This is a genomic window from Celeribacter indicus, from assembly GCF_000819565.1.
GTDB classification, from domain to species: domain Bacteria; phylum Pseudomonadota; class Alphaproteobacteria; order Rhodobacterales; family Rhodobacteraceae; genus Celeribacter; species Celeribacter indicus.
In genome coordinates this window covers 4,481,581-4,507,301 of record NZ_CP004393.1, presented here as the reverse complement: position 1 = coordinate 4,507,301, position 25,721 = coordinate 4,481,581, and the positions used below count along the sequence as shown (strand labels likewise).

The following is a 25,721-nucleotide window of genomic DNA, read 5'->3' as shown; positions in this document are numbered from 1 at the left end:
CGGTCCGGCGCCCGCGTTCAGGAAAAAGGAGGCTCATCTTGGATCTCGGACTTCAGGGCAAGCTTGCCGTCGTGACCGGTGCGTCTTCGGGGATCGGCCGGGCGACTGCGCGTGCGCTGGCGGCGGAAGGCGCGCGGCTCGTCCTGTCCGATCTGGGGGCGGAGGCGCTCCGTCGCGGAACGGAGGACGTGCCGAACGTGCTCGAACGCGTCGCCGCCGACCTCACCCGCGAGAAGGGTGCCGCTGCGATCGCGCGTGCGGCCCGCGCCAAGGGCGGAGCCGATATCCTCGTGGAGGCCGCGGGGATCACCGGGGAGAAGGGCGATCCCTTCGCGATGACGGACGCCGCCTTCCGCGATTGCTTCGAGACGAATTTCCTTGGTCCCGTGCGCCTCGCCCGCGCGCTCGTCGGACCGATGGCCGAACGCGGCTGGGGACGGATCGTGTTCATCGTGTCCGAGAACGCGGTCCAGCCCTATCCGGAGGAGGCGGTCTATAACGCCTCGAAAGCCGCCTTGCTCAACTTCACCAAATCCGCCGCCCTGGCCTACGGGCCGAAGGGCGTGCTCGTCAATGCGGTGGCGCCCGCCTTCATCGAGACACCGATGACCGAGGGGATGATGCGACAGCGGGCCGGGGAGCGCGGGGAGACCGTCGAGGAGGCGGTCGACAGCTTTCTGAAGGAAGAACGCCCCTATCTCACCCTTGATCGCCGCGGCCAGCCCGAGGAGGTCGCCGCCGTCATCGCGCTGCTGTGTTCGGAGCGGGCCTCCTTCGTCAGTGGCGCGTCCTACCGGGTCGACGGCGGATCCGTCGCCGCAATGAACACCTGAGCTGCCGCTCATTTCCAAGCGCAAAAGGAGACGTCCATGACCGACAAACCCGACATCCCGCCGCAACACCAGGACAGCATGCCGGCCGACGAATACAAGATGCACCCCGCCCCGGATTACACGCCGCGCCATGCCGGAACCGGAAAGCTCAAGGGCAAGGTGGCATTCATTTCCGGCGGCGACAGCGGCATCGGTCGGGCCGTGTCCGTGCTCTTCGCCCGCGAAGGGGCGAAACTCGCCATCGCCTATCTCGAGGAGGATCGCGACGCCGAGGAGACGAAGCGCATCGTCGAAGAAGAGGAAGGCGGCGAAGCGCTCCTGATCCGCGGCGATCTCGGCAAACGCGATCATGCCTTTTCCGCCGTCGCGCAGACGGTCGAGCGCTTCGGACAGCTCGACATCCTCGTCAATCACGCCGCGCTGCAATGGGAGGATGGGGATTTCGCCAACGAACCCGAGGAGCGGCTGCGCCGGATCATGGAGACGAACATCCTCGCTCCCATGTTCTGCACCCAGGCGGCGCTCCCGCATCTGAAGGAGGGCGGCGTGATCATCAACACGAGCTCGGTGAATGCCTTCAAGGGTAACGACACGCTGATCGCCTATTCCACGACGCGTGGCGCGACCCTCACCTTTTCCCGCTCGATGGCGAAGAACCTGATGGACCGCGGCATCCGCGTGAACGCGGTCGCGCCGGGGCCGATCTGGACGCCCTTCATCCCCGGTTCCATGCCGGAGGAGAAGGTCGAGGGTTTCGGCAGCCAGGCGCCCATGGAGCGGCCCGGCCAGCCCTGGGAAGTGGCGACGGCCTATCTCTTCCTCGCGTCGTCCGACGGAAGCTATTATACGGGACAGACCCTGCATCCCAACGGCGGAAAGATCGTCGGCGCCTGATGGTGCAAACCATGGGAGCGGGAGGCGCATTGCGCGCCTGCTCCCAGACCTTTCCGCCGTTTCCGGACAGCTCAGGCGATCAGCGGATCGTCCGGCGCGGAGAGCGGCCAGCCGGCGGAGAATTCGTCCTTCGGCCATTCGAAGGACGGAAGGGTGCGATCGAGTCCGGCGAGGAACTGCTTGCTCCAGCGGCGGACATCCGTGTCGCGCACCGCCTGGATGCAGCTCTCATAGCGATCCACCCGCTCCTCAAGGGGCATGTCGAGCGCTACTGCGATGGCGCGCGCGATGTCCGCTTCGTCATAGGGGTTGACGAGCAACGCATCAGTCAGGTCCTCCGCCGCACCGGCGAAGCGCGACAGGATCAGCACGCCGGGATCATCCGGCTGCTGCGCGGCGACATATTCCTTGGCCACGAGATTCATCCCGTCCGCGAGCGAGGTCACCAGACAAGCGCGCGCGTGGCGATAGATCCGCGCCAGCCGACTGCGGTCGACGGCGCGATGGATGTAGCGGATCGGCGTCCAGTCGAGTTCGGCATAGGCACCGTTGATATGGCCGGAGATCTCCTCGAGCTCCCGGCGGATGTCCTGATAGGCCTGCACCGCTTCCCGCGTGGGCGGCGCGATCTGCACGAGGCAGGGACGCCGTTCCGGATCGGTGCGTTCCTCGAGATAGCGGGCGAAGGCGTTGAAGCGGTTGGGCAGACCCTTGGAGTAATCCAGTCGATCGACGCCGATCAGGTATTCCTCCGGCGCATCGCGGCGGAAGGGGCTTTCCTCCGATCCTTCCGCATCGCGCGCGAAGGTCTCCGTGTCGATCCCGATCGGGAAGGCACCGAGGCGCACGATCTTGTCCTCGAACTTCACCGTTCCGTCCGTCATGAACTCGGCACGGGGATCGGCGCGGAACATTTCCAGACAGCGGGCCGTGTCGGCGCGGGTCTGGAAGCCGACGAGATTATAGCTGGCGAGCCAGCGGGCGAAATCGCTCGGTTTCGGCAGCACGGCCAGGTCGGTGAGCGTCGGAAAGGGGATGTGCAGGAAAAATCCGATCCGGTTCGTCACGCCGAGTCTGCGCAGCGCCTGCGCCAGGGGAAAGAGGTGGTAGTCGTGTACCCAGAGCACGTCATCCGCCTCGAGCACCTTCGCGATGGCCCGCGCCAGCCGCGCGTTGACCGCGCGATAGGCCGCCTCGAAATCGGGATCGAGATCGACGAGATCGCCCCGGCGATGGCAAAGCGGCCAGAGCACCGAATTGGAAAATCCGAGGTAATAGTCGTGCTGTTCCGTCTCGGTGAGGGTGAAGGCGAGCCGGACATAGGGATCGCGCCCGATCACCTCGAGGGCCTCGCTCGCCTCTCCCGGTTCCGGTCCCGCGCCGATCCAGACGCCTCCGCGCTCCGCGAGCGCGTCATGAAGCGCCACGACCAGCCCGCCCGATGGGGCCTCGCCCGTGGGGATTCGGTTGGATACGACCAAGAGTCTGCCAGGCATCAAATTTTCTCCGGGATATGCTGTCGCAGCGTCGCGGGGGATGCGCCACATGAACCCTGATCAACCATTGTCCGGCGGATCCGTTCCCGCGCCCGCGCATTCCGTCTCCCGATGCGCGGGACTTCGCGCAGGCCGCAGGGTCAGTCCGACAGGGTGGCGCGCAGCCAGTCATGCGCCTGTTGCATCCGGTCTACCCGGTAGCGGGCGGCCGTCTCCACCGTCCCGATCCGCAGCCCGAAACCACCGAGATCCTGCGCCGCGACGAACCCGTCCTCATCGGTCACGTCATCGCCGATCATCACCGGGATGCGGTCGCGAAACGGTGCCTCCTCCATCAGCCGCCGCAGGGCAGTGCCCTTGTCGACGCCCGCAAGCGCGACCTCGCTGACCTTGTTGCCATGCAGCGCACGCAGCCCCTCCGATGCGGCGGCCGAATCCACCGCGCCGCGGCAGGCGGCTTCGAGGTCGTCGCGTCCGCGATAATGCAGCGCGAGCGCACCCGGCTTGCGCTCGAGCAGGAGATCGTGCCGCGCGGCGAAATCCGCGAGGGTATCGTGCGGCGCCGTCAGCGCCGCGCCGGGCGCGGTCTCTTCCACCGTCCCGTCGGCGCGCTTGATCTCGAGTCCGTGGGAGCCTGACATCCACACCGCCGGATCGCCCGTCACGCTGCGCAGGTTCTCGAGCGCGCGGCCGGAGATCATCGCGACGGCCCCTTCCGTGCGCTCGATCAGCGCCTCGACGAGACGGAGTGTCTCCGGCGCCACGACGACGTCCTCGGGCCGCGAGACGATGGGCGCCACCACCCCGTCGAAATCGAGAAACAGCGCATGGTTTCCCCAGGCGAGGGGCAGCGGGGGATGGCAGGGCAGGTCTGGCATGGGCGATACTCGGTCGTTTCGGGATCTGCACGGCAAGCTAGCGCGCCGCCGCCGGCTGCGCAGGGGGAGGGGGCAAAAAGGCTGCAGGACGGCGTGGAACATTCCCGCCGATGACCATGTTGGTCTCCCAGTCGAAGTAAGAGTGACGCGCGGACGCTCCATGAGGCCGATGCGCAAAGGGAGAACAATCATGACCACAGCAGAGACCGGCCAAACAGAGGGCTCGGGGTCCGATATGGCCAGGGCGGCCAAATCGCTCCGGGACGACCTGTCCGCGAAGACACAGGAAACCGCCGGAGAGGTGCGCGAACGCCTGTCCGACGCAGCGCATGACCAGAAGGCGCATCTGGCCGAGGAGGGGGCGTCCATTGCCGCCTCGTTGCGCAAGGCCGCCGAGGACATGCGGTCGGGATCGCCGCAGGAGCGCACGATGGCCCAGATCGCAGACAGCATCGCGGACGCGTCCGAGACGGTGCGCGACAAGGACTTTGGCGAGATGGCCCGCGACCTCTCCGGCTTCGCGCGCCGCAATCCGCTCGTCTTCCTCGGGGGAGCGATGCTCCTCGGGGCGACCGCCGCGCGTTTCGCCAAGGCGAGTGCGCGCAATCCGCGCCTGTCCGCCGGCTCCTACGGATCCTCCTCGCGGGAGGCGTTCGGGTCCAGGCCGGGCAGCGCCGCGACCACGCCGGGCGAACCGGCCGCGACAACGAAGGAGGCCCGCCCATGACCCCCGATCAGGATCCCCGGAGCGAAAGCACCGCCTCGCTGTTCACGAGCGCCCTCAACCATATCAGCGGCCTGTTGCGCAAGGAGGTCGATCTCGCCCGTGCCGAGGTGAATGAAAATCTCAGGAGCGCGGCGGGAGGCCTTGGCCTGATCGTCGGCGCCATCGTCTTCGTCCTGGTATCGCTCAATGTGCTCGCCGGCGCGCTCGTCGCCTGGATCGCCGAACTCGGAATGCATCCCGGCGTGGCCGCGCTTTTGGTCGGCATCGCCGGCCTTGTCGTCGCCTTCGTGCTCCACCGGAGCGGACGGGCGAAACTCAAACTGTCCAGTATCGCCCCGTCCCGCACCGCGGAGAACGTGCAGCGCGACGTCAACGTGATCAAGGAGGCCGGAAATGTCTGACAGCCGCAATCCGAACGCCATCGAACGCGATATCGAGCGGGAGCGCAGCGAGCTTGCGGACACGCTCCAGCAAATCCAGAGCCGCTTCACGCCCGAGGCGGTGATCCGCCAGGTCAGCCGGGAGGTGCAGCTTCACGGCGGCGACATCGGCCGCTCCATCTCCAAGTCGGTGAAGCAGAACCCGGTGGGTCTCACGCTGACCGCGGTGGGCCTCGCCTGGCTCGTCTTCGGCCGCTCCTACGAGGAGGAGGGCGACAGCCGCCTCGCCGGCGATCCTGTCAGCCGCCGTCTCCGCGCCAGGCACCGTGCGGACGATCCGGAGGGCGGACTCGAGGACGATTATGATCCCTACGATTACGACACCTATGAGGATGCGGAGGCCTATGCCGCGTCCTCTGTTCCGCCTTCGCAGCGCCTCGCGTCGCGACGCACCTATCGCGACGATTACACGGCGGAGGAGGAGCCGGTCTGGGCGCGTCCGCGCGCCGGTCTCGGGGAGATCTATCGCCCGGATTATTACGATGATCTCGAGGCGATCGACTTCGACGACGAGGAGGAGACCGACCGCGCCTTCGGTGATCGGGTCTCCGACGTTCAGTCTCGCCTGCGCGACCGCTACCACGCCTCCCGCGGCGCGGTGAGCGACGCGGCGGGGTCCGCCTCGGACGCGGCGGGACACGCCGGTGAGAGGGTTGGCGCGGCCGCAGCCGCGGGGGCTGACCGTCTCGGACAGGCGCGCGACCGGGTCTATTCCACGCTTCAGGACGGGTATGACAACATCGCCGCCGGAACCGAGAAGATGAGCGAGGAGGCCCGCGAGCGCGTCATCGCCGCACGCGAACGGGCAATCATCGCCGGGCGCCGCGCGAAACGTGCCGCGAAACGCGGACAGCGCGAGGCGACGGATTACTTCGAGGAGCATCCGCTCGTCGCCGGCGCCATCGCCCTCGCCCTCGGCGCGGCTATCGGGGGCGCGCTGCCCCGGACCCGTGCGGAGGACAAGTATGTGGGCGACTACAGCGATGCGCTCTTCGACGATGCCGAACGGATCTACCGTGAAGAGCGTCGCAAGTTCCGCGCGGTGGCCGAGGCGGTGAAGGACGAGGGCGAGGAGATCGCCCGCGACGCCCGTGCCGAGGCCGATGCCCGCACGCCCGGCGACAAGAGCGCCGAATACGCGGCGGCAGATGCGGTGCGTGGGGCCGCCGAACGCATCGAGGCCGCCGCGCGCGAGGAGGCGCGCGAGCAGGGTCTCGTCGAGGAGAAGACCTCGCCCGGTTCCTCCGGCAGCTGACGGCAATCTGGCGGCCCCTCTCGCGGGGCCGCCTCTTTCCGTTTCTCCCCGTGCCGACCGGCGCGGGCACGTCCCGCAACAGAACAAGAGGCGACGATGACCACCACAGGATCGACGGAGATGGCTTCCCGCCCGCTGGAGCTTGGCTGGAGCGGTTGGAAAGCTGCGCTGCTGCGGGTGAAGGACGCGTTGCGGCAGGACAGGGTCGGCCTCGTCGCCGCCGGCGTCGCCTTCTTCGGGCTGCTTGCACTCTTTCCCGCGATCACCGCAGTGATCGCTCTGGGGGGCCTGCTCTTCGAACCGAGCGAGATCACGGAACCGATCCGCAGCATCAGCGCCGCGATGCCGGAACGTGCCGCCCAGATCATCCTCGATCAGGCGACCGCGGTGGCCGGAACGCGGGACGGCGGGCTCGGCCTTGCCGCCATACTCGGTCTCGCCATCGCGCTCTATTCCGCCTCGAAGGGCGTCGCCAATCTCATCGAGGGGATCAATGTCGCCTACAACCAGTCCGAGACACGGGGGTTCATCCGGCTGAAGGCCCTGACCCTTGGCCTCACGCTTCTCCTGATCGTCGGAGTGGTCGTGGCCATCGCTGCCATTGTCGTCCTGCCCGGCCTCCTTGCGATCCTCGACCTCGGACCGGTGACGGAAATGGTGATCACGGTCGTGCGCTGGGCCTTCCTGCTCGTGCTGGCGGTCCTGTCGATCGCGGCGATGTACCGCTTCGGCGCGGATCGTGAACCGGCGCAATGGCGCTGGGTGCTGCCGGGGGCGCTGCTCTCCTGCCTGCTCTGGATCGGAAGCTCGCTGCTCTTCGCGCTCTATGCCGAGAATTTCGGCAGCTATCAGGAAAGCTTCGGCACCCTTGCCGGCGTCATCATCCTGATGATCTGGCTCTGGATCTCCGCCTATGTCGTGCTTCTGGGTGCGGAGCTGAACGGAGAGCTCGAGGCGCAGACCTATATCGACACCACGACGGGACGGCCGCTGCCGCGCGGCGCGCGTGGCGCGGTGAAGGCGGATGCCTACGCGCCCGACGACGCCTGATCCGCTAGCCTTGCCTCTTCTCGGAACCCAAGCCGCAAGGCGGTCGTTGGCTCAGTGACCTCGGGGGCGTCCGCCCCACGGCGCGGCGCGAGATCCTCCGGTCCCGTCGCGCCTTCAGCCGGAACAGGAGAGGAGCAGCGATGTCGGCCACGGAACGCGACGCGGAACTCGTTTATGCAATCACCCATCTCGGTCAGCCGCCCGAACCGCCGGAATGGTGGCGCGGTGCCGTTTTCTACGAGGTCTACGTCCACTCCTTCAACGACACCACCGGCAACGGCCTGGGGGACATCCGCGGCATCATCGAAAAGCTCGATTACATCCATTCCCTCGGCGTCGACGGGCTGTGGCTCACCCCGATCTACGATTCCCCGCAAAGCGACAACGGATATGACGTGCGCGATTTCCGCGCCGTCTATCCGCCCTTCGGCACGCTCGACGATGTGCGGGACCTGATCGGGGAGTCGCATCGCCGCGGGCTGAAGATCATGTTCGACTTCGTCCTCGGCCACACGTCCGAGGAGCATCCCTGGTTCCTCGAAAGCAGCGCCTCGCGGGACAATGACAAGGTGGACTGGTATGTCTGGGCCGATCCGGCGCCCGACGGCGGACCGCCGAACAACTGGATCAGCTCCTTCGGCGGGCGGGCGTGGCGCTGGGTGCCGCAGCGGGCGCAATTCTGCTACCGCCCCTTCCTGCGAAGCCAGCCCGCGCTCAACCTCGCCAACCAGCAGGTCATGGCGGAGATGATCGACGCCATGCGCTTCTGGCTCGACATGGGGCTCGACGGCTTCCGCCTCGACGCGGTGCAATGCCTGGCCTACGACCGCGACCTGCGCTCCAACCCGCCCGCGCGGGCCAGCGACAATCCCTCGGTCGGGGGCGGTCCCAACAATCCGTTCAAGAAGCAGATCCACCTTTTCGACCGGGATGTGCCGGAGGCCATCCCGATCCTTCACCATGTCCGGCGCATCGCGGAGGAATACGATCCGCCCCGCGTGCTGATCGGGGAGCTCGCGGATGTCGACAGCTCCCGACTCGCCCCGAAATACACCGTCGGAAACGACCGGCTGCACGCGGTCTACGATTTCGACATCATCAATCGCTGCGAAACCCTCATGGACTGGATAGAGATGCTCGAGATCCGCTCGCGCTACCTCGTGCCGGGGTCGAGCCTCAATGTCTTCACCAACCACGATTCCGAGCGCTCCGTGTCCAAGCTGATGCGGCGGGCCTGCGAGGCCGGGCAGGCGCGGGAGGGCGCGAAGCTCCTCCTGTTTCTCCAGGGCACGCTTGCCGGCGGGGCAATCCTGTTCCAGGGCGAGGAGCTTGGTCTCGAACAGCCCGAACTCTGCCGCGAAGACATCAAGGACCCGTGGGCCAAGGCGCTCTGGCCGGATTTCAACGGTCGCGACGGCGTGCGCTGCCCGCTGCCCTGGGAGGCCGGCGCGCCGCATTGCGGCTTTTCCGACGCCGACGAGACATGGCAGAAAGTGCCGGAAACCCATCGCGCCTCGGCCGTCGACCGGCAGGAAGACGACCCGGAGTCGGTGCTGCACTTCACCCGTCGCCTTCTGCGCTGGCGGCGTGACGTGCCGCTCCTGAAGACGGCGCCGGAAATGATCCTGTCGGACGCCACGAGCGAGGTGATCGCCTTCGAGCGGGAGAAGAGCGGAGAAAGCCTGATGTGCTTCGCCAATTTCGCGCTCAAGCCGAAGGAGATCGCACTGCCCCGCGCGGCGCTGCGCGAACAGTTCAGCAACGGCGAGATCGCGGTGGAGGGTGAGACGCTGACGCTCGGCCCGCTCGCCGTAGCCGCCCTCGCCTGAAACCGTCGATGAAAGGAGCACAGATGACCCTATTTGAGTCTCCCCAACCCGCCCCCGCAAAAGCCCGCGAACGCACGGAACGCTGGTGGCACAGGGCCACCGGTTACCAGATCTATCCGCGCAGCTTCGCTGACAGCAACGGAGACGGCGTCGGCGACATTCCCGGCATCATCTCGAGGCTCGGCCATCTTGCCGATCTCGGAGTGGGCTTCGTCTGGCTTTCTCCGGTCTACGCCTCGCCCATGGTCGACAACGGCTATGACATTGCGGACTACCGCGACATCGCGCCGGAATTCGGAACGCTTGCGGACATGGACCGGTTGATTGCCGAGGCACGCGAGCGCGGGATCGGCATCGTCATGGATCTCGTGGTGAACCACAGCTCTTCGCTTCATGCCTGGTTCCAGGCGGCGCGGAGATCGCGTGAGGCGCCGGAGCACGATTATTACATCTGGCGCGATCCGGCCCCGGACGGCGGCCCGCCCGATGACCAGAGAGCCGCCTTCGGCGGTCCCGCCTGGACCTTTGTCGAGGAGGTCGGCCGGTACTACTTCCACTATTTCAGCCCCGCCCAGCCCGATCTCAACTGGCAGACTCGCGCCCTGCGCGAAGAAGTCTACGACATGATGCGCTGGTGGCTCGACCGGGGCATTGCGGGCTTTCGCATGGATGTCATCAGCCTGATCGGCAAGGACGTGGACGCGCGCGTCTACGAGGAGGGGCCGGACCTGCACCGTTTCCTTCAGGAAATGCACCGCGAGGTGCTGGCCGGGCGCGACATCGTCACCATCGGGGAGAGTTGGTCGGTCTCGCCGGATACCGGCCTGCTTTATTGCGGCCGCGACCGCAAGGAGCTCGACATGGTCTTCGAGTTTTCCCATATCCGCGAGGGCTGGCATCCCGAACGCGGCAAGTTCGCGCCCAAACCGTTCGAGCTAGCGGGCTTCAAGCGGGCGCTCTTCGCCTGGCAGGACCTGACGCGCCACGATGGCTGGCATGCGCTGTTCCTATCGAACCACGATCTGCCACGCCAGGTCTCCTTCTACGCCGACGATCAGGAACACCGCCGTGCCGCCGCGCGCATGCTCGCCACGGTGCTGCATCTGCTGAAGGGTACGCCATTCATTTACCAGGGCGAGGAAATCGGCATGACGAACGCCCGGTTCGACCGGATCGACCAGTACCGCGATCTCGAGACGCTCAACCATTTCGAGGAACAGATCGCACTGGGCGTGCCGCCCGAGGAGTTCATCCTCGGCGCGAACCGCAACAGCCGGGACAATTCACGCACGCCGATGCAATGGAGTTCGGGCGCGAACGCGGGGTTTTCTTCGGGCACGCCCTGGATCGAGATGAATCCCAATGCCGAGCGGATCAACGTGGAACAGGATATGCTGCACCCGGAAAGCGTCTTTGCCCACTACCGTCATCTCGTGCGGCTGCGTCGCGACCATGACGTGATCTCCTTCGGAGAGACCGAGCCGCTTCTGATGGACGACCCCGCGATCATGGCGTTCCAGCGCCGGCTGGGCGGCACGCGCGTGTTGGTGGCGGGCAATTTCACGGGGGAGGAGCAGCACGTGAACCTCCCGGATACGGTCCACGGCGAGGGCAGTTGCCTCATCGCCTCCCATAGCGCGCGCGAGCGGATCGGGCCGGATCTGCGGCTGGCTCCATTCGAAAGCTTCGCCCTGCTGATCGAGGAGGCCTGAGCGCGTGCGGGAACAGGACGGGGAGACGATTGTTCAGGACGACAGGGAAAGCGTGGGGCAGATGGGGACCTGCTCCCGCCTGTACCGCGCAATGAGGAATCGTCCAATGACCCGCCATACGACCGCAGGACGCACCCTGACGCGGCAGTTGCACGAGCAAATGGAACATTTCGAAGCGTCGGAGATGACCGGCAAACTCCGCATGCTCGCCCGACGGCTTGACACGCTGCTGCACAAGCGCGCCCGATAGGTGGCGCAACGTCGGTCTGCCCGCGTCGGCATGTCCGGGGCAGCGCCGTCACGACACGGAAAGGAGTCGCCATGTCCCGCGTGGAATTTCGCATATTCGAGCAAGACAGCGCCGCGCTCCGGCGGCGGATCGATGCGCGTTTCGAGCTGTGCGGCCGCGATCACCGCACCGATATCTACCTGTTGCGCGATCCCGGTACCTCTGCCCTCAAGCTGCGCGACGGGGTGGAACTCGACCTGAAGGTGCTGCTCGGGCGCGAGGGGGACTTCGAACGATGGGCGCCACGCGGCCGCGTGCGTCTGCCAGCGACGGGCGTGGAGATCACAGGAGCGCTCGACGCGCCGGAGGCCCTGCCGCCTTTCGAGCCGATGGAAGTCCACGATGCCGCGGCGTTCGTGGAGGCATTTCGCCGCGAAGGATACCGCGCCTTCCGATTGCACAAGGCGCGGGCGCAATATCGCGCGCCGGGCGGCCTGGTCGAGACCGTCGCGATCGAGGGCGATATCGGCATTCCCGGCGCCAGCGGCATCGACAGTATTGCCCTGGAAGGGGAGGATGTCTCGGCGCTGGAGCAGGTGCGAGAGGAACTCGGCCTCAGCGGGCGCGAGAACCGGAGTTATCCCGCATGGCTCCTCGCACAGAAGAAGGTTTGACCCCCCCAATCCGACCGAGCTCCGGTTCGCACCGGCGCGTCTGGACACAGAACGCCGGCGAGACCGTCATTAAGCGCCTTGTCGACCCGCTGAAGATCCGTGTCCCATGAGGCCGATGCCCGTGCGGCACAGAGGCAGCCAACAATCGCAAACCCGTCAAGCCGATGGGAATGGCCCGATCACGCCGGGCCACTCCCTCTCGGTCTTCCTTACTCGTCGAGGCCGGGGTTGACCGGATCCGGGGTGATTTCGGTCTGAGGCGCGGAGGGGGGCGCATCGACATCGCCTTCGTTCATCTCCTCGGCGCTGGGCGGTTGCATCGCGGGCGCGGTTTGTTCTGTTTCAGGCGCCGTTGCGGTTTCTTCCATCGTCCAGTAAAGGATGATCCCCACGCCGAAACACACGACGAGCAGGAAGGCGAGCAACGGCGGCCAGTGGCGCCGGGCCTGTTTCTTGGTGTTGGTGTCGGGTGCGGACATGATCGTTCTCCTTTCATCCTCCGCCGGCGTGCATTTGCCGCTGTCCCGCAGCGGGTTCAGAGCACGCGGATCGCGAGGTGGTTGTTGACGCTCAGCACGCCGGGAACCGACTGGGCGAGCGCGGCCACGAGCGTGCGGTGGAATTCCCGCTCGACCTCGCCGTGCAGATCCACCACCGCGCCGTTGACCGACACGGTGACATCACCGGCACCCGCCCGCCCGTCGTCGTCAAGCGCGGCACGGACCCGTTCGGCGAGTTCCGCGTCAGAGGCCGGCGGCTCCGGCGGGCGATAGGTGGGCGTCTGCGCCGGGATCGGCTGGTGGACGCCGAAATGGCCTTCCGGGCGGCTCGGTTCCGCGAGGTCGGACCGCACATGCACCACCTTCTCGCTTCCCGCCGGTCGCTTCTCGGTCTCCTGCGTCACTGGAACTCTCCTTCCGTCTGTTCCGGGTCCGGTGCGATCTCGTCCTCGAACGGTGTGCCGTCCGGTGCCAGAAGCGCCCAGTGCCCGCCATGGCTGAAGATACCCTGTCCTTCCGGGGCTTCGCCGGCGCTGTCGCGGTAGAAATAGAAAAGCGGCTGGCCGCGATAGGTGAGCGCCTGCTCTCCCCGCCATTCCACGGTATCGGCGAGATCGCTCTCGACCCCCTCGCCCGTGGTGATATCGTCGTCGATGGTAACCACCGGCCATTCGACGCGGCACTGTTCCTCGCAGGACTGGAGCGGGTCGAGATCGTCGCCTGCCCCGTGCTCGGTGATCATGATATAGACCGGCCGGCCATCCGGGCCGACCAGATAGGTGCCTTGGTCCTCCGTCGCGGCGAGTGCCAGAGTGTCCCGCGACTGGTCCTGTTCCTGTGCCTGAACGGCCTGTGCGCCGAGAGCGGCGGTGAGCAGAAGCGGTGCGAGGATGTGCGGCAGAACCTTCGGCATGAGAACCTCCAAATTCGTTCCTATTGCACTAACCCCCGCCGTCGCCGGTGGTTCCCGTCTCCGGTCGGGACGGGTCACATCCGCGTCATCTCGACCTCCCCGAGCTGTTCGAGAACCATCGCCCGTGCCCGGTTGACGCGGCTCTTGATCGTGCCCGTCGCCACACCGCAGATCTCCGCCGTGGTTTCGTAGCTTTCCCCGAGCATGACGACGAGGATCAGCGTTTCGCGGTAATGCGGCGGCAGGCGTTCGACCGCCCCCATGATCTCCGTGCCATGGAGTGTCCATTCCTGGGTGCCGGGCACCCAGGCCATGCCCGAGGCACAGTCCTTTTCGCCGAAGGTCTCCCTCTTTCTCTTGGCAATCTGGTTGTAGAACGTGTTGCGCATGATGGTCATGAGCCATGCGCGCAGGTTCGTACCCATCTGGAAGCGGTCGATATTGGCAATCGCCTTCATGAGGGTTTCCTGCACGAGATCGTCGACCTCCTGATGCCGCCGGGTGAGGCTCCAGGCATAGGCGCGCAGGGCGGGGATATAGTCGAGGACGCCCTCCGATGCCGGGTCGCGTTCAGTCACTTGAGCCAATGGTAATCCCCCTTCTGTGAAAATTGAGTTCCGCAACTGGGGGGCAGAGCAATCGCTGGCTCCCGCGTCCAAGAGGAGGGCGGGGCGGCAACAGACCCAAACTCGGAACTCGCTACAGTTCGGTCCGACCTCCCCTGATGTAACGAGCGGCGCTAGGGAAACCGGGCCTTTTGACCTGCTAGACAGTAGGGTCGGCCTGTCATCGGTCAAGAAATGAACGGTGCAAATCCGGCCCTGCGCGGGAAGCAGCCCAGAGGGATGTCACTCCCCTAACATTTGTCAATTGTGCGGGACACCGGCCGTCTCATAGACTTGGTCCAGCACCTGCGCCACCGCGACCAGATGCTCGCAGGCCGGATCGTACCCCCCGCCTTGCGACAGCCGGCCGAGCCAGTCCAGCGCAGCCCGTCCTCCCCACGCGTCCGGCGGGGAGGACAGCAGCTCCGACCGGCATCCATCCATCCGACGCGCCTCGAAATCGTAGAAGGACCCACCGACGTTGCGCAGGCTCGCTCCGCCTGCCTCGCCATAGATTTCCGCCGATATGAGCGCGTCCTGACCGGCAGGCAGATTCCAGGAACAGCAAATCCTGACCGGAACGCCCTCCGCCGTCTCCAGCGTGGCGACGGCGAAATCCTCCACGCCGTTGCCTTCGCCGGAGACGGGCGCTCCGCCGCACCGGAGCTGGGCAGAGAGGACCTTCAGTTCCGGCCAGTCGAGCAGCCACATCGCGAGATCGACGAGATGGGTGCCGAGATCGGTGAGGCACCCACCGCCCGACTGGCTGCGGTCGTAGAACCACGGCTTGTCGGGCCCATAGGCATTGTGGAACACCAGATCGACGAAACCGGGGCGACCGATCCGTCCGCTGGCAAGCTCGGCCCGCAGCGCCCGTCCCGCGGCGGTCTGGCGATAGCACAGATCGACGTCGAGCAGCCGGTCCGCCCGCTTCGCCGCCGCGACCACCCGACGCACCTCCTCCGCCGTGCGCCCGAGCGGTTTTTGACAGAAGACGGCGGCCCCGGCGTCGAGCGCGGCGATGGCCTGCTCGGCATGGAGGGCGGAGGGCGTCGCGATGACGACGCCGTCGGGCTTCGTGCCCAGAACGGCGCCGAGATCCCGTGCCGTGACCGCGCCAGACGCGCTGTCGGCACAGACGGCGAGCGCCTCGGGATCGGCATCGGAGAGCGCGACGATGTCGCATCCGCCGCTCGCCGCGAGCGCCTCCATCCGGTTGCGCCCGATCCAGCCGAGCCCGAGAAAGCCGAGCCGCGGCAGCGCGTGCGACGGCGGCATCCGGACCAGCGCCTTCACGAAGCCGTCGGGCTTGTCGCGAGTGGCGTCGAGCGCCGCGCCCAGCCGGTCGAGCGGATAGACATGCGTAAACAGCGGTTCGGGGTCGATATGACCCTTCGCCCAGGCCTCGAGCGCCTCGCGCATGGTCGCCAGGTTCATCGCCCGGTCGCGCTCATGTGCGTTCACGATCTCGAAGGCGCGCCAGTTCCAGAGCTGCATGTTCACCTGTCGGGGACCGTCCTGGTGATAGCCGGCGATGACGAGCCGCCCGCTTTCGCGGGTGATTTCGGCGGCCAGGTCGAGCGGCCATTGATGCCCGGTGCATTCGATCGTGACGTCGCAAAGCGTGCCTCCGGTGAGCTCCCCGACCCGCGCGATCACGTCGCCGTGGTCGCGAAGCGGGACCGTCGCCACCGCGCCATGGTTCTGCGCCAACGCGAGACTGTCGTCGCGGCGCGAGATCGCAATCACCTCGGCCCCGGCGCGCACCGCCATCTGCGTCAGCAGCGCGCCGAGAAATCCGATGCCGATGATCGCGACGCGATCGCCGGCGCCGATCCGCGCCTTGCGGAAGATCGACAGCGCGCAGGCTACGGGTTCTGCGGGGACCGGACGTCCTGCGAGCTCCGGTGGAATGGCCAGCGCCGCATCGGCGGGCACGATCTCCTCCGTGGCATAGCCACGGCTGCCGAACACCGCCACCCGCTCTCCACGGCGCGCGGGATCGACGCCGGGGCCTGTCGCCTCGATCCGGCCCCACGCCTCGTGTCCGAGATCGCCGGCGGGCAGGGGGAACTCCATCCACTCCGGTCCCGACCACGGACCGAGGTTGGACGCACAGACACCGCAGCCTTCGAGCCTGACCCGCACCTCGCCCTGACCCGGCTGTCCGATCGCGTCCTCGACCATCGCCACCCGTCCCGGTTCGACGATCTGCGCCGCAAGTCGTGTCGTGGTGAGCTGTGCTCCGTCCATGGTCCTGGTCCTTTCTGCTGTCATCGCAGCTCCAGCAACAGCAGCAACGTCCGTTTGTTCCGCCTGTTGAGGGACTTGCCCGGCACCGGCAGCGGAAGCTGCTGATATTGTTGAAGAAGTCATCGAAGACATAGTCAAAGAAGATGATCCGGGACTTTCCTTCAACAATTTCTGGAACATACGTGTCCGCCTGCTGTTCATCACCGCAACGCAACCCGAAAAGGAGAGCACCATGCCCCTCGTCCTCATCACCGGCGGCTGCGGCTTCATCGGACGCCATGTCGCAAGCGAACTGATCCGGGCCGGATACGGAGTCCGCCTTTACGACGCGATGATCGACCAGGTTCACGACGGCGCCGGAGAGGTGACCGATATCCCGCCCGAGGCGGCCGTCATCCGTGGCGATATCCGCTTCGCCGAAAGCCTGCGCAGCGCGCTCGAGGGCTGCGATGCGGTGATTCATCTCGCCGCCGAGGTCGGGGTCGGCCAGTCGATGTACGAGATCTCGCGCTACGTGGGGGTGAACGACCTCGGCACGGCGGTGCTGCTCGAGGCGATCGCGGATCATCCGGTGAAGCGGCTGGTCGTCGCCTCCTCGATGAGCATCTACGGCGAGGGCGCCTATGCCCTCGAGACCGGCGACCGCTACGACTCCGCGCGCCGCCGGGCCGCGGATCTGCGTGCGGGGCGCTGGGAGCCGCGCGGCCCGGAGGGCGAGGCGCTCGAGCCGATGGCGACCGACGAGACGAAGCGTCCCGATCTCGCCTCGATCTACGCGCTCACCAAATACGCCCAGGAACAGGCCACGCTGATCTTTGGCGCGGCCTATGGCATTCCGGCGACCGCGCTCCGGCTGTTCAACGTCTTCGGCCCCGGACAGGCCCTGTCCAACCCGTATACCGGCGTGCTCGCGAATTTCGCCTCCCGTCTGGCGTCGGGCGAGCGTCCGCTCATCTTCGAGGATGGCGCGCAGCGGCGCGACTTCGTCCATGTGCGCGATGTCGCCCGTGCCTTCCGCCTCGCGCTCGAGGCGGGGGACGCCGGCGGAGAAGTCTACAACATCGGCTCCGGGCGGGCCTACACGATCCGGCAGGTCGCCGAACTTCTCGCCACGGCGATGGGGCGGCCGGACCTGACGCCGGAGATCCTTGGCCGGTCCCGTGCGGGGGACATCCGCAACTGTTTCGCCGCAATCGACAAGGCCCGCGACGGTCTCGGCTTCGTGCCGGAGCATCGGCTCGAGGCTTCGCTGGACGAATTCGTCGACTGGGTCGGCGGGGCCGGCGTGGTCGACCGAAGCCAGACCATGCGGCGCGAACTCGAGGAGCGGGGGCTGGTGTCATGACCGGCTATGGCTTCGTCGAATGGTTCCGCCCCGGCGACGCGGTCCGCGTCGAGGAGGTGCTCCCCGCGCTGTCGCGGTCCGGCGCCTCCTGGCTGCGGACCCACCTGTCATGGGCGGATTTCCACGCGCCCGGCGGGCAGGAGTGGTACGACTGGCTGATCCCCCGGCTGGCCGGCACGATGGAGCTCCTGCCCTGCCTGCACTACACGCCGCCCTCCCTCTCGCGCACCGGCAAGAGCTCTGGTCCGCCGGTGAACCCGAAGGATTTCGCGGATTTCACCGATACGGTGCTGAGCCGCTATGGCCGCCATTTCGAGCATGTCGAGCTGTGGAACGAGCCGAACAACCTGCTCGACTGGGACTGGCGTGTGGATCCGGGGTTCGAAATCTTCTGCGACATGATCGGCAAGGCCGCCTTCTGGACGCGGGAGCGTGGCTGGAAACCGGTGCTCGGCGGTCCTGCCCCGTTCGATCCCTACTGGCTCGATCTGATGGGGCAGCGCGGGCTGCTCGAACTCATGCACGCGGTGGGCTTCCATGGATTTCCCGGAACCTGGGACAGCGAGGAAAGCTCTTGGGCGGGCTGGGATATGCACCTCGGGGAAATGCGCGCGGTGCTCGACCGCTACAACACCGGGGCCGAGATCTGGATCACCGAGACCGGCTATTCGACATGGCGCAACGACCAGATGGAACAGGCGCGCCGGTTCATGCGTGCGGCCCGTGCGCCTGCCGACCGGCTTTACTGGTACGGCTGGCAGGATATTCAGCCCGACGTGGCGGTGCAGGAGGGGCTCTGGTTCGATCCGCGCCACTACCATCTCGGGGCGGTCGGTGCCGACGGCCAGCCGAAGCTGCTCGCCCGGCTCCTGGGCGAGGGCGGCCTCTCCCGCGTGAGCGAGGTTACCCGCCTGTCCGCCCCCGCGCTCTCGCCCGGCGCAAAGCCGCTTCTGATCACCGGCGGAGCGGGCTTCGTCGGTTCGAACCTTGCCGACGCCTGCCTTTCCGAAGGGCGCGAGGTCATCGTGCTCGACAACCTCTCCCGTCCCGGCGTCGAGGAAAACCTCGCCTGGCTCACCGAGCGTCACCCCGGACGGGTACACCCGGTCACCATCGACCTGCGCGACGAGCAGGGGTTGGGGGAGGCGGTGCGCGATGCCGAGGCGGTCTTTCACCTCGCCGCGCAAACCGCCGTCACCACGAGCCTTCTCTCACCGACGGAGGATTTCGAGGTCAACGCCCGCGGGACGCTCAACCTGCTCGAGGCGATCCGGGCGACCGGACGGCAGGTGCCTGTGATCTTCGCCTCCACCAACAAGGTCTACGGGCCCCTCGACGACATCGCCCTGACGGAGACCGGCGAGGCGGTCGCACCCGACGATCCGGCGCTCGCGGCGGGTATCGACGAAACCCGTCCGCTTCAGTTCGCGACGCCCTATGGCTGTTCCAAGGGGGTCGCGGATCAATACGTGCTCGACTACGCCCACAGCTACGGCTTTCCCGCGGCAGTGCTGCGCATGTCCTGCATCTATGGCCCGCGCCAGTTCGGTACGGAGGATCAGGGCTGGGTCGCGCATTTCCTCATCCGCGCGCTGCGCGGCGAGCGCATCACGATCTACGGCACCGGCCGGCAGGTGCGCGATCTCTGCGAGATCAGCGATGCCGTGGCGGCCTACCGGCTCCTGCTCGACCGGATCGACCGCCTGTCCGGGCGCGCCTTCAACCTCGGTGGCGGCCCACGGAATGCGGTGAGCCTGCGGCAGGTGCTTGCGGAAATCTCCAGTCTCGTCGGCGCCGAGCCCGAGGTGGAGTATGCCGACTGGCGGGAGGGCGACCAGCCGTGGTTCGTGGCCGACAGCAGCGCCCTGCGCGCCTGTTGCGGCTGGACCCCGCGCACCGGATGGCGGGACGGGCTGCGCCAGCTCACGGACTGGCTTCGTGCGCATCGGGTGCCCGTCGAGCCGGAAAGGATGCGTGCATGAGCCTGCGGATCCTGATGACGCTCGATGCCGCCGGCGGGGTCTGGCGTTATGCCATAGATCTCGCCGCCGCGCTGCATGCGCGCAGCCACGAGGTGATCCTCGCCGGCCTTGGCCCGCGTCCGACCGCCGCGCAGCGTGCCGAGGCCGAGGCCGTCGGCCGGCTCGAATGGGGCGAGGCGCCGCTGGACTGGATGGCGGGGGATGCGAGCGCCCTTGAAGGGGTGGCGCCGTGGCTCGAGGAGCTGGTCCGGACCTATCGGCCCGATGTGCTGCACCTCAACCTGCCGAGCCAGGCGGCCGGCCTCGGGGACCATCCGCCGGTCGTCACCGTCTGCCATTCCTGCCTCGCCACCTGGTTCCGCGCGGTGGAGGTCCGCTCCGTTCCCGACCGGCTGTCCTGGCTCGCACGGCTGACCCGCGACGGGATCGACCGGGCCGCCGTCGTGCTCGCGCCGAGCGCGGCCCACGCCCGGCTGACCGAAGAGGTCTATGGGATCGGGGAGGTGGCCGTGGTGCCGAACGCCTCCGCCACCGCCTCCCTCCCCCCTTCCGAGGGCGACGGCAGCGTCGTCGCCGCGGCACGCTGGTGGGACGGCGCGAAGAACGGCACCACGCTCGACCGTGCCGCGGGGCAGGTCGAGGTGCCGGTGGTGATGATCGGCGCCTGCGAGGGCGGCGAGGGATCGACCTTTGCCGCGCGGAACGCCGCGACGACCGGCGCGCTGTCCCATGCCGACACGATCGCGCGGATCGCGGGGGCGAGCCTGTTCGCCTCGCCCTCGATCTACGAGCCCTTCGGTCTCGCCGCGCTCGAGGCGGCCCGCAGCGGCCGTCCGCTCCTGCTGGCGGACATCCCGGTCTATCGCGAGATCTGGGAGGGCGCCGCGCGCTTCTTTCCGCCGCGCGACGCCGAGGCCCTCGCCGCGGAAATCGACGCGCTCGCCGCCGATCCCGAGGCCCGGCTCCGGCTCGGGGCGGCTGCGCAGATGCGCGCGCGAGACCATATTCCGGCTGCCCAGTCCGCCGCGATGGAAACCGTCTACCTGCGAACCCTTTCAGCCCGAGCCGAAGGATAGGATCATGCGCTTCACCTTCTTCACCCATTCTCTCGTATCCGACTGGAATCACGGCAATGCCCATTTCCTGCGCGGCGTCATGCGGGCGCTCCAGGCGCAGGGACATGTCTGCCGGGCGATGGAGCCCGCCGACGGCTGGTCGCGCCGGAACCTGCTGGCCGAATGCGGCACCGCGGCGATCGCCGCCTTCCACGCGACCTTCCCCGACCTGCGTTCGGAGATCTACACCTCCGCTGAAGACCTCGACCCGGTGCTCGAGGACAGCGACGTGGTCATCGTGCATGAATGGACGGAGCCCGAGATCGTCGCCGCCATCGGCGGGCGGCGGGCGGCGGGCGGCCGTTTCACCCTGCTGTTCCACGACACCCATCATCGGGCGGTCAGCGCGGATGACGACATACGCGGGCTCGACCTGTCGGCCTACGACGGCGTCCTCGCATTCGGGGAAGCGCTGCGCGAACGCTATCTCGAGGCCGGCTGGTCCTCGCAGGTCTTCACATGGCACGAGGCGGCCGATGACACGGTGTTCCGCCCCCGTGCAGCAAGCCAGCCGCCGCGCGATCTCGTCTGGGTCGGCAACTGGGGCGATGGCGAGCGCAGCGAGGAACTGATGGAATACCTCGTGCGCCCCGTCGCCGATCTCGGCCTCGCGGCGACGGTGCACGGGGTGCGCTATCCGCCGGAGGCGCGCGAGGCGCTGACTGCGGCCGGTATCGACTACCGCGGCCCCATTGCCAATGTCGACGTGCCCCGAAGCTTCGCCGACCATCGCGTGACCGTGCACGTCCCGCGCCGGCCCTATGTCGAGGCGCTTCCCGGCATCCCGACGATCCGCGTCTTCGAGGCACTCGCCTGCGGCATTCCGCTGGTCTGTGCGCCATGGGAGGACCGGGAGGGGCTGTTTCGTCCGGGCACCGACTATCTCGCCGTGAAGGACGGCGAGGAGATGACCAGGACGCTGCACGCGCTGCTCTCCGATCCGGAGCGGGCGAAGGAACTCGCCCGGAACGGGCGCGACCGGATCGCGCAGCGCCATACCTGCCGGCATCGCGCGGAGGAACTGATCGCGATCCTCGAGACGACCGGCACGCCGGCCGGGGAGGTGGCGCTATGACCCGCATGGCCTTTTACGGATCGAGCCTCGTCTCGAGCTACTGGAACGGCGCGGCGACCTATTATCGCGGCCTCATCCGCGCTCTGGCGGCCGAGGGCTGGGACGTGACCTTTCACGAGCCCGACGTTTGGGACCGGCAGGCGCATCGCGACATGGACCCGCCGCCATGGTGCCGGGTGAACGTCTATCCCGGCACGTCCGAGGGGCTGGAATGTGCGGCCAGCCGCGCGGCCGCGGCGGATGTGGTCGTCGTGGCCTCTGGCATCGGTCACGAGGATGACGCGCTGCGCCGCGCGGTGCTCGACCGGGCGCATCCTGCGGCGACCTGCATCTGGTGGGATGTCGATGCGCCCGCCACGCTGGCGGAGTTGCGCGCACAGCCGCTGCACCCGCTGCGCCGCGATCTGCCGCGTTTCGATGCGGTGCTGACCTATGGCGGGGGCGATCCGGTGGTGCGCGGCTATCGCGAGATGGGGGCCGCCCTCTGTGTGCCGATCTACAACGCGCTCGATCCCGAGACCCATTTCCCCGTCGATCCCGATCCGCGCTTCGAAGCCGATCTCGCCTTTCTCGGCAACCGGCTGCCCGACCGCGAGGCGCGCGTCCGATCCTATTTCCTCGATCCCGCCGCCGCCATGCCGGAGCGCTGCTTCCTGCTGGGCGGGTCCGGCTGGGCGGATGTCGCGCTTCCGGCGAATGTGCGTGCCCTCGGCCATGTCGGCACCGGCGACCACAACGCCTTCAACGCCACCCCTCTCGCGGTGCTCAACATCGCGCGGGACAGCATGGCGGAGGTGGGCTTCTCCCCCGCGACGCGGGTCTTCGAGGCCGCCGGGGCGGGCGCGTGTCTCATCACCGACGCGTGGGAAGGTATCGACCGCTTCCTTGCACCGGGGTCCGAAGTCCTCGTGGCACGCGATGGCCGGGACGTGATCGAGCTTCTGTCCGGGCTGACGCGCGACCGGGCTCGGCAGATCGGCCGTGCCGCCCGCGCCCGGCTGCTCGCGGGACACACCTATGCCCACCGCGCGCGCGAAGTCGGCGCGCTGCTCGCGGGCTTGCGCGATCACAAGAGGCACAAGGAGGTCCTGTCATGACGCCGCCACTCGATCTCGTCTTCTTCGGCCTGTCGCTGTCCTCCTCCTGGGGCAACGGCCATGCCACCACCTACCGCGCCCTGCTCAAGGGGCTGGCGCGGGAGGGGCATCGCGTTCTCTTCCTGGAATGCGACAAGCCCTGGTATGCCACGCGCCGCGACCTGCCCGATCCGCAGTTCTGCGATTTCGGCCTCTACCGGAGCTTCGGCGATCTCGCACGCTGGTCGGACCGGCTCGTAACCGCGGATGCGGTGATCGTGGGCTCCTACGTGCCCGATGGCATCGCTCTGATCGACGAGTTGCACCGGCTCGCGCCGCGCCGTTTCGCCTTCTACGATATCGATACGCCCGTGACCCTCGACGCGCTCACGCGGCGGGATTGCGATTATCTCGCCCCCCGGCAGCTCGGCCTGTTCGATCTCTACTTCTCCTTTGCCGGAGGGGCCGCGCTCGACCGCCTGGAGTCGCTGGGCGCGCGCAAGGCCCTGCCGCTCTATTGTTCCGTCGACCCCGATCTCTACCGGCCGCTCGACATGGCGCCGCGCTGGGATCTCGGCTATCTCGGCACCTACAGTCCGGACCGGCAGGAGACGCTCGAGGCGCTGCTGTTCGAACCGGCGCGTCGCCTGCCCGACCGCCGCTTCGTGGTGGCCGGGGCGCAGTTCCCCGACGATCTCGACTGGCCCGCCAACGTCGAACATTTCGAACATGTCCCGCCCGCCGATCATGCCGCCTTCTACAACCGGCAGAGATTCACGCTCAACGTGACGCGGCAGGCGATGCGTGCGCTCGGGCATTCTCCCTCCGTGCGACTTTTCGAGGCCGGCGCCTGCGGCACCGCGATCCTCTCGGATCGCTGGACCGGACTGGGCGAGGTGCTTCCCGAGGGCGAGGCGCTGCTCGTCGCCGACGGGCCCGACGATGTGGTCGCGGCCCTGTCCCTGCCCGACGCGCGGCGAAGGCAACTCGCCCGCACCGCACAGGAGGCGGTGCTGTCCCGCCATACCGGCGAAGCCCGCGCCCGCGATTTCGCCCGGATGCTTCACACCCTGCCCACACGAAAGGAGATCCCCGCATGAGGAGCGCTTCATCCCCTCGTCCCGTCGCTCTCGTTGCCGGCGGTGCCGGTTTCGTCGGCTCGCATCTCTGCGACGCGCTGATTGCCCGCGACATGCGGGTGATCTGCGTCGACAATTTCCACACTGGCCGCCGCGAGAACGTGGCGCCGCTGTTCAACGACCGCCGGTTCCGGCTGATAGAGGCCGATGTCACCGAAGCGATCAAGGAACCGCTCGAGGCGCTCGACTGGCTCTTCAACCTCGCCTCGCCCGCCTCGCCGCGGCACTATCAGGAAAATCCCGTCGGCACGATGATGACCAATGTGGCCGGAACCAACAACCTGCTGGATCTGGCCCGCCGCCACGGCGCGCGTTTCGTGCAGGCCTCCACCAGCGAGGTCTACGGCGATCCGGAAATCCACCCGCAGCGCGAGGATTATTGCGGCAACGTCAATCCGATCGGTCCGCGTGCCTGCTATGACGAGGGCAAGCGCGCGGCAGAGGCGCTGTGTTCCGACTATCTCAGGGCGGGGCAGGTGGATGTGCGCATCGCCCGGATCTTCAACACCTACGGGCCGCGGATGCGCCCGGACGACGGGCGGATCGTGTCGAACCTGATCGTCCAGTCGCTCGAGGGCAAGCCGCTCACGATCTATGGCGACGGATCCCAGACCCGCTCCTTCTGCTACGTCTCGGACCTGGTGCGCGGCCTCGTTGCGCTGATGGAGACCGAGGAGACACCCGAGGTGCCGATCAACCTCGGAAATCCCGACGAGATCACGGTGCTCGAACTCGCGCAACTCGTGCAGAAGGCGATTCCGACCGCTTCCAGGATCGTGCTCTGCGACCTGCCCCAGGACGATCCGCGTCGCCGCAAGCCCGACATCGCGCAGGCGAAGGCGCGGCTCGGCTGGGAACCGGAGGTGCCGTTGCGCGACGGTCTCGCGCTCACCGCGGCATGGTTCGGCATCTCGCAGAACCGCGGTTTCGACGACGGAGCGCAGGCGAGGCCGGCAGAATGACCGATCTTTCCCGCCGTATCACCGACCTCGCGCCCTGGTTTCACAACCTGCGCCTCGAGGGAATCGAAACCGCGCCGGATCACCCGCTGGGGGATTATCCGCGCTTCAAATGGGAAGGCTTCCGTCATGTCGTGCCGGAGGATCTGAGCGGATGCAGCGTCCTCGACATCGGCTGCAACGCGGGCTTCTACGCGATCGAGATGGCCCGGCGCGGCGCGGCCCGCGTCGTCGGTATCGACAGCGATCCCCGCTATCTTGCCCAGGCCGCGCTCGCCGCGGAGGTGGCCGGGGTCTCCATCGACCTGCGCCAGATGTCGGTCTACGACGTGGCCCGTCTGGGCGAGCGGTTCGACTTCGTCATCTTCATGGGCGTGTTCTACCACCTGCGCCACCCGCTCCTGGCGCTCGACCTGCTGCGCGAGCACGTCGTTGGCGACCGGATGCTGTTCCAGTCGATGCAGCGCGGCTCCACCGAGGCCGCTCCCGTACAGGAGGACTACGATTTCGACGACAGCTCGCCCTTCGAACGAAAGGACTGGCCGGTGCTGCATTTCGTGGAACATCGCTATGCGGGCGATCCGACCAACTGGTTCATTCCGAACCGCGCCGCCGTCGAGGCGCTTCTCAGGACCGCGGGATTCCGCATCGTCGCCCATCCCGAACCGGAGGTCTACCTGTGCGAAGTGACGGAGGCGGAGACAGCCGAAATGGCGCTCGCGCGCCGCGCCGGCTAGGACGC

25 protein-coding genes are annotated in these 25,721 nt (G+C 67.5%); 18 read left to right on the top strand and 7 right to left on the bottom strand.

Features of this window, described 5'->3' with window-relative positions; genetic code table 11:
* Nucleotides 1-38 precede the first annotated feature (38 nt).
* Nucleotides 39-833, top strand: a complete 795-nt coding sequence (locus tag P73_RS22020; protein ID WP_043871240.1) for an SDR family NAD(P)-dependent oxidoreductase — start codon at nucleotides 39-41, stop codon at nucleotides 831-833.
* 36 nt (nucleotides 834-869) lie between these two features.
* Nucleotides 870-1,727 (top strand): SDR family oxidoreductase, encoded by an 858-nt coding sequence (locus P73_RS22015; protein WP_043871239.1) that lies wholly within the window; start codon nucleotides 870-872, stop codon nucleotides 1,725-1,727.
* A 71-nt stretch (nucleotides 1,728-1,798) separates the two neighbouring features.
* Here the strand turns inward: P73_RS22015 and P73_RS22010 are convergent, their stop codons facing one another.
* On the bottom strand, nucleotides 1,799-3,223 hold the full coding sequence (locus P73_RS22010) for an alpha,alpha-trehalose-phosphate synthase (UDP-forming) (RefSeq protein ID WP_082033393.1): 1,425 nt from the start codon (nucleotides 3,221-3,223) through the stop codon (nucleotides 1,799-1,801).
* 140 nt (nucleotides 3,224-3,363) lie between these two features.
* Nucleotides 3,364-4,101: a trehalose-phosphatase gene (gene otsB, locus P73_RS26085; RefSeq protein ID WP_052453513.1), complete on the bottom strand. Its 738-nt coding sequence runs from the start codon at nucleotides 4,099-4,101 to the stop codon at nucleotides 3,364-3,366.
* Nucleotides 4,102-4,291: 190 nt separating this feature from the next.
* Here otsB and P73_RS26080 point away from each other — a divergent pair, with 190 nt between their 5' ends.
* From P73_RS26080 to P73_RS21965, 8 genes are all read left to right on the top strand, one after another.
* Nucleotides 4,292-4,828, top strand: a complete 537-nt coding sequence (locus P73_RS26080) for a hypothetical protein (RefSeq protein ID WP_052453512.1) — start codon at nucleotides 4,292-4,294, stop codon at nucleotides 4,826-4,828.
* On the top strand, nucleotides 4,825-5,229 hold the full coding sequence (locus P73_RS21995) for a phage holin family protein (protein WP_043871238.1): 405 nt from the start codon (nucleotides 4,825-4,827) through the stop codon (nucleotides 5,227-5,229). The genes P73_RS26080 and P73_RS21995 overlap by 4 nt, the downstream gene beginning before the upstream one ends.
* Complete coding sequence (locus P73_RS24640) at nucleotides 5,222-6,523, top strand: DUF3618 domain-containing protein (RefSeq protein ID WP_052453511.1); 1,302 nt, start codon at nucleotides 5,222-5,224, stop codon at nucleotides 6,521-6,523. Before P73_RS21995 ends, P73_RS24640 begins: the two co-directional genes overlap by 8 nt.
* Before the next feature lie 96 nt (nucleotides 6,524-6,619).
* The gene (locus tag P73_RS21985; RefSeq protein WP_052453510.1) at nucleotides 6,620-7,573 is read left to right on the top strand and encodes a YihY/virulence factor BrkB family protein; all 954 of its coding nucleotides are present in this window, start codon (nucleotides 6,620-6,622) and stop codon (nucleotides 7,571-7,573) included.
* Nucleotides 7,574-7,713: 140 nt separating this feature from the next.
* A complete protein-coding gene (locus tag P73_RS21980; RefSeq protein ID WP_052453509.1) occupies nucleotides 7,714-9,402 on the top strand; it encodes an alpha-amylase family glycosyl hydrolase in 1,689 nt (562 codons plus the stop codon).
* 23 nt (nucleotides 9,403-9,425) lie between these two features.
* Nucleotides 9,426-11,114: an alpha-glucosidase gene (locus P73_RS21975; RefSeq protein ID WP_043871237.1), complete on the top strand. Its 1,689-nt coding sequence runs from the start codon at nucleotides 9,426-9,428 to the stop codon at nucleotides 11,112-11,114.
* A 106-nt stretch (nucleotides 11,115-11,220) separates the two neighbouring features.
* Nucleotides 11,221-11,364 (top strand): hypothetical protein, encoded by a 144-nt coding sequence (locus P73_RS26075; protein ID WP_158401971.1) that lies wholly within the window; start codon nucleotides 11,221-11,223, stop codon nucleotides 11,362-11,364.
* Nucleotides 11,365-11,435: 71 nt separating this feature from the next.
* Nucleotides 11,436-12,017, top strand: a complete 582-nt coding sequence (locus P73_RS21965) for a hypothetical protein (RefSeq protein ID WP_043871235.1) — start codon at nucleotides 11,436-11,438, stop codon at nucleotides 12,015-12,017.
* Nucleotides 12,018-12,226: 209 nt separating this feature from the next.
* Here the strand turns inward: P73_RS21965 and P73_RS21960 are convergent, their stop codons facing one another.
* From P73_RS21960 to P73_RS25230, 5 genes are all read right to left on the bottom strand, one after another.
* On the bottom strand, nucleotides 12,227-12,496 hold the full coding sequence (locus P73_RS21960) for a hypothetical protein (RefSeq protein ID WP_043871234.1): 270 nt from the start codon (nucleotides 12,494-12,496) through the stop codon (nucleotides 12,227-12,229).
* A gap of 56 nt (nucleotides 12,497-12,552) precedes the next feature.
* A complete protein-coding gene (locus tag P73_RS26070; RefSeq protein ID WP_043871233.1) occupies nucleotides 12,553-12,921 on the bottom strand; it encodes a BON domain-containing protein in 369 nt (122 codons plus the stop codon).
* Nucleotides 12,918-13,430, bottom strand: coding sequence for a COG4315 family predicted lipoprotein (locus tag P73_RS26065; protein WP_158401970.1), 513 nt, complete (start codon nucleotides 13,428-13,430; stop codon nucleotides 12,918-12,920). Before P73_RS26065 ends, P73_RS26070 begins: the two co-directional genes overlap by 4 nt.
* A gap of 74 nt (nucleotides 13,431-13,504) precedes the next feature.
* Nucleotides 13,505-14,008: a sigma-70 family RNA polymerase sigma factor gene (locus tag P73_RS21945; protein ID WP_043871231.1), complete on the bottom strand. Its 504-nt coding sequence runs from the start codon at nucleotides 14,006-14,008 to the stop codon at nucleotides 13,505-13,507.
* A gap of 288 nt (nucleotides 14,009-14,296) precedes the next feature.
* Nucleotides 14,297-16,288, bottom strand: coding sequence for a Gfo/Idh/MocA family protein (locus P73_RS25230; RefSeq protein ID WP_074743127.1), 1,992 nt, complete (start codon nucleotides 16,286-16,288; stop codon nucleotides 14,297-14,299).
* Between the two features lie 232 nt (nucleotides 16,289-16,520).
* Between P73_RS25230 and P73_RS21930 the strand changes: the two genes are divergently transcribed.
* Genes P73_RS21930 through P73_RS21895 form a run of 8 tightly spaced genes read left to right on the top strand, consistent with a single transcriptional unit; the run spans nucleotide 16,521 to nucleotide 25,716 of the window.
* Nucleotides 16,521-17,633 carry an NAD-dependent epimerase/dehydratase family protein gene (locus P73_RS21930; RefSeq protein ID WP_043871230.1) on the top strand — a complete coding sequence of 371 codons (1,113 nt, stop codon included), beginning with the start codon at nucleotides 16,521-16,523 and terminating at the stop codon, nucleotides 17,631-17,633.
* On the top strand, nucleotides 17,630-19,615 hold the full coding sequence (locus P73_RS21925; protein WP_043871229.1) for an NAD-dependent epimerase/dehydratase family protein: 1,986 nt from the start codon (nucleotides 17,630-17,632) through the stop codon (nucleotides 19,613-19,615). The genes P73_RS21930 and P73_RS21925 overlap by 4 nt, the downstream gene beginning before the upstream one ends.
* Nucleotides 19,612-20,691, top strand: coding sequence for a glycosyltransferase family 4 protein (locus P73_RS21920; RefSeq protein ID WP_043871228.1), 1,080 nt, complete (start codon nucleotides 19,612-19,614; stop codon nucleotides 20,689-20,691). Before P73_RS21925 ends, P73_RS21920 begins: the two co-directional genes overlap by 4 nt.
* 4 nt (nucleotides 20,692-20,695) lie before the next feature.
* Nucleotides 20,696-21,805, top strand: coding sequence for a CgeB family protein (locus P73_RS21915; RefSeq protein WP_043871227.1), 1,110 nt, complete (start codon nucleotides 20,696-20,698; stop codon nucleotides 21,803-21,805).
* Nucleotides 21,802-22,902: a CgeB family protein gene (locus P73_RS21910; protein WP_043871226.1), complete on the top strand. Its 1,101-nt coding sequence runs from the start codon at nucleotides 21,802-21,804 to the stop codon at nucleotides 22,900-22,902. The genes P73_RS21915 and P73_RS21910 overlap by 4 nt, the downstream gene beginning before the upstream one ends.
* Nucleotides 22,899-23,981: a CgeB family protein gene (locus tag P73_RS21905; protein ID WP_043871225.1), complete on the top strand. Its 1,083-nt coding sequence runs from the start codon at nucleotides 22,899-22,901 to the stop codon at nucleotides 23,979-23,981. Before P73_RS21910 ends, P73_RS21905 begins: the two co-directional genes overlap by 4 nt.
* The gene (locus P73_RS21900) at nucleotides 23,978-24,982 is read left to right on the top strand and encodes a UDP-glucuronic acid decarboxylase family protein (protein WP_043871224.1); all 1,005 of its coding nucleotides are present in this window, start codon (nucleotides 23,978-23,980) and stop codon (nucleotides 24,980-24,982) included. Before P73_RS21905 ends, P73_RS21900 begins: the two co-directional genes overlap by 4 nt.
* The gene (locus P73_RS21895) at nucleotides 24,979-25,716 is read left to right on the top strand and encodes a TIGR04290 family methyltransferase (protein WP_052453507.1); all 738 of its coding nucleotides are present in this window, start codon (nucleotides 24,979-24,981) and stop codon (nucleotides 25,714-25,716) included. Before P73_RS21900 ends, P73_RS21895 begins: the two co-directional genes overlap by 4 nt.
* Nucleotides 25,717-25,721 lie beyond the last annotated feature (5 nt).

Coding starts and splice junctions, on each gene's coding strand:
- P73_RS22015 (WP_043871239.1), top strand. CDS start 870: ATGACCGACAAACCCGACATCCCGCCGCAACACCAGGACAGCATGCCG.
- P73_RS22010 (WP_082033393.1), bottom strand. CDS start 3,223: ATGCCTGGCAGACTCTTGGTCGTATCCAACCGAATCCCCACGGGCGAG.
- otsB (WP_052453513.1), bottom strand. CDS start 4,101: ATGCCAGACCTGCCCTGCCATCCCCCGCTGCCCCTCGCCTGGGGAAAC.
- P73_RS26080 (WP_052453512.1), top strand. CDS start 4,292: ATGACCACAGCAGAGACCGGCCAAACAGAGGGCTCGGGGTCCGATATG.
- P73_RS21995 (WP_043871238.1), top strand. CDS start 4,825: ATGACCCCCGATCAGGATCCCCGGAGCGAAAGCACCGCCTCGCTGTTC.
- P73_RS24640 (WP_052453511.1), top strand. CDS start 5,222: ATGTCTGACAGCCGCAATCCGAACGCCATCGAACGCGATATCGAGCGG.
- P73_RS21985 (WP_052453510.1), top strand. CDS start 6,620: ATGACCACCACAGGATCGACGGAGATGGCTTCCCGCCCGCTGGAGCTT.
- P73_RS21980 (WP_052453509.1), top strand. CDS start 7,714: ATGTCGGCCACGGAACGCGACGCGGAACTCGTTTATGCAATCACCCAT.
- P73_RS21975 (WP_043871237.1), top strand. CDS start 9,426: ATGACCCTATTTGAGTCTCCCCAACCCGCCCCCGCAAAAGCCCGCGAA.
- P73_RS26075 (WP_158401971.1), top strand. CDS start 11,221: ATGACCCGCCATACGACCGCAGGACGCACCCTGACGCGGCAGTTGCAC.
- P73_RS21965 (WP_043871235.1), top strand. CDS start 11,436: ATGTCCCGCGTGGAATTTCGCATATTCGAGCAAGACAGCGCCGCGCTC.
- P73_RS21960 (WP_043871234.1), bottom strand. CDS start 12,496: ATGTCCGCACCCGACACCAACACCAAGAAACAGGCCCGGCGCCACTGG.
- P73_RS26065 (WP_158401970.1), bottom strand. CDS start 13,430: ATGCCGAAGGTTCTGCCGCACATCCTCGCACCGCTTCTGCTCACCGCC.
- P73_RS25230 (WP_074743127.1), bottom strand. CDS start 16,288: ATGGACGGAGCACAGCTCACCACGACACGACTTGCGGCGCAGATCGTC.
- P73_RS21930 (WP_043871230.1), top strand. CDS start 16,521: ATGCCCCTCGTCCTCATCACCGGCGGCTGCGGCTTCATCGGACGCCAT.
- P73_RS21925 (WP_043871229.1), top strand. CDS start 17,630: ATGACCGGCTATGGCTTCGTCGAATGGTTCCGCCCCGGCGACGCGGTC.
- P73_RS21920 (WP_043871228.1), top strand. CDS start 19,612: ATGAGCCTGCGGATCCTGATGACGCTCGATGCCGCCGGCGGGGTCTGG.
- P73_RS21915 (WP_043871227.1), top strand. CDS start 20,696: ATGCGCTTCACCTTCTTCACCCATTCTCTCGTATCCGACTGGAATCAC.
- P73_RS21910 (WP_043871226.1), top strand. CDS start 21,802: ATGACCCGCATGGCCTTTTACGGATCGAGCCTCGTCTCGAGCTACTGG.
- P73_RS21905 (WP_043871225.1), top strand. CDS start 22,899: ATGACGCCGCCACTCGATCTCGTCTTCTTCGGCCTGTCGCTGTCCTCC.
- P73_RS21900 (WP_043871224.1), top strand. CDS start 23,978: ATGAGGAGCGCTTCATCCCCTCGTCCCGTCGCTCTCGTTGCCGGCGGT.
- P73_RS21895 (WP_052453507.1), top strand. CDS start 24,979: ATGACCGATCTTTCCCGCCGTATCACCGACCTCGCGCCCTGGTTTCAC.